The sequence below is a fragment of the Barnesiella propionica genome (genome assembly GCF_025567045.1).
GTDB classification, from domain to species: domain Bacteria; phylum Bacteroidota; class Bacteroidia; order Bacteroidales; family Barnesiellaceae; genus Barnesiella_B; species Barnesiella_B propionica.
Genome location: NZ_JAOQJK010000015.1, coordinates 1 through 2511 on the forward strand (window position 1 = coordinate 1; position 2511 = coordinate 2511).

The 2511-nt window shown below is 42.0% G+C and carries 1 protein-coding gene; it reads right to left on the reverse strand.

What is annotated here, in order from left to right; genetic code table 11:
* Positions 1-107: 107 nt before the first annotated feature.
* On the reverse strand, positions 108-1931 hold the full coding sequence (locus OCV73_RS14380) for a reverse transcriptase/maturase family protein (protein WP_032845029.1): 1824 nt from the start codon (positions 1929-1931) through the stop codon (positions 108-110).
* Positions 1932-2511: the final 580 nt, after the last annotated feature.

Genomic DNA, 2511 nt, shown 5'->3' on the forward strand with positions numbered 1-2511 from the left:
ACGTGTAGGCTAAGCACCCAGCGCCTTGTCATATTTCTATGGTAGGTTTCCGAGTACTCGCCTCCGAACCGGACTTACAAGTCTCCCTGTATCCGGCTCTCCACTAATTAATTCAGTCTGATTCTTCGGTCGGGGTCTATTTTTGCATGACACTTTGAGCAGACAGCCAAAGTTTTTCGTCTTCGAGCTATCATTTTCTTTTCCCAGTCGGATTTACCTTTCAGGTCTTTAAGTTTGCGAACGTGATGCATTTCGAGTTTATCGGTAGCACCGCATAATTCGCAAACTTGGAGCTTCAGCCTTTCCATAAGGCTGTTACGTCCACCTGTTATGGAAACTGTCCGTGGAATAGTGTCACAGTAAATATTCCCTGCAACCTTTTTGCGTTTGAAACCATCATGATAAAATGATTGGTAAAGTGTCTTACCCTTGCTATTTTCATATGCCACTTGGAAAAACTTGTTCTTTTTATATTTCAGAAGTATTTTCTTTACAGATGATTTGTATTTGTTCGCAAATACCTTATACATGCTGTATGACATAATGTGATAGAAAGAATTGATGACATAGCTGTTATTGGCTATTGAGTAATAATTATAGAACCCTCGGATTTCGGCATTGAACTGACTGACTATTTCCAAGTCATCCAAGTTCAGCATGTACGTTCTGACGATGGATTTCCAAACCTCTTTGCCATTGACGACCGCGATTCTTGCGGCTTTATAATCAAAGAGTTTCTTCCGCATCGTTTCAAAATTCAGGTACAATACAGGCTTGTGTCCGAATGCACGAACCGTTTTACCGTACTTATCCTTACGTAAATCGTTACACCTACGTATAAATACGTCATATCCGAGAAATTTCGCTGGTTTCTGCGCATTGGTTATCAGTGTCTTTTCGTCTGACAGTTCCAGTTTAAGAGCTTCATTCAAATAATTCTTAATATCCTCTTTTACTGTTTTGCAGTCTTCAAGATTACCGGTAATTCCAATCAGAAAGTCATCTGCGTATCTCACGTATTTTAACCGTTTGATACTGCTGTCCATTTCATTACGTGCCGGATAGTTGTTCCGTTCTTCTCGTAGCCGCTTAATTTCGGCGGTCATCTGTTTCCTTACCTTTACATCTTTCTCATTCTTTAGTTTCTTTGCCAGTCGGTATCTTCGCTGTTCGTAGAGCTTGTATCGAGCGTCGCCTTTTCTTGTTACCCCTTTATTGAACCGATTGATGTATTCCTTGATGTACTTGTCGAACTTGTCAAGGTAGATGTTAGCCAGTATTGGGCTGATAATCCCGCCTTGCGGAGTTCCACTGTACGTTCTATGAAATACCCAGTCTTCCACATATCCGGCATTCAGGAATTTTCTGATAAGCCGCAAAAATCTCTCGTCGGCGATACGTTCCCGAAGAATATTAATCAGTACGTCATGATTGATATTGTCGAAGAATCCTTTAATATCGCCTTCAATAAACCATTTCACGGCAGTGAATGTCTTTTGTATATCTATAAGAGCAGTATGACAACTTCGTTTGGGACGAAACCCATGTGAAGTATGTTCAAAACTACCTTCATAGATTGCTTCAAGTATCATTCTGACTACTTCCTGTACCAGCTTATCATCAAAAGAGGGTATGCCAAGCGGACGTTTTTTCCCGTTTTTCTTAGGTATGTACGTCCTTTTGGACGGATTAGGCTGATAAGTCTCATTTTTAAGACTGCCAATCAGTTGTTCAACTCGGTCAATACTCATTCCGTCAATGGTTTTACCATCGGCTCCTGCCGTCATGTTGCCTGTCTTGCTGTAAATATTCTGATAGGCTACATAAAACATTTCCTCGTTAAACAGCACTCTATACAGCCGCTCAAACTTATAGTTCAAGTTACCGCTGTGTTTACTCAGACTGTTCAACACATTTTCTGGATTTCTCATGTCTCTCACATCTTCCTTTAAATTGTTAAACTTAATTAGCTGCTCCCCTTCGCCATGTACAAGGCGTTACCCTGCTCAGACTACTATGGAAGCTCCGTTGCCATGCCGGATATTCAGGGGCAGACCCCATAGCCCTACAACTGGCTTTCCGGTTTAGGCAATCCCCGTTTAGAAATTTGACGACTATTTGGCTCGATAGATTGTCGGATACGACTTTCGTCCTTTACTACTTATGGTAGTTGCCTTGCGGTAAGTTTATGCTACTCCTGCTACGTGTCATCAGTGTAGTACCGCAACATAACGGTATAATTCCGAAGAATTATTCAACTGTCTTCCGTCATTGCCCAAGGATACGACTGCTCGGACTATCGTTCAACCAATGCAGGCTTTATCCTCATATCTATCATTTTAACTTGCCATTCGGTCGCAGCCTGACAGTTGGCTGACTTATGGCTTTACCAACGTGCTATGTTCCCTTGTGGGGTTTTCCCCTCCGGTTAGCGGTTGTTAATGGGCATTTTAAACACTTGCCCAGTCGCTTGCCAAAGCGACATTCGTCAAATTCCCTTTACGGGCGCAC

Bases quoted from the DNA above. Each gene is read 5' to 3' on its own strand.
- OCV73_RS14380 (WP_032845029.1), bottom strand. From the start codon at position 1,931: ATGAGAAATCCAGAAAATGTGTTGAACAGTCTGAGTAAACACAGCGGT.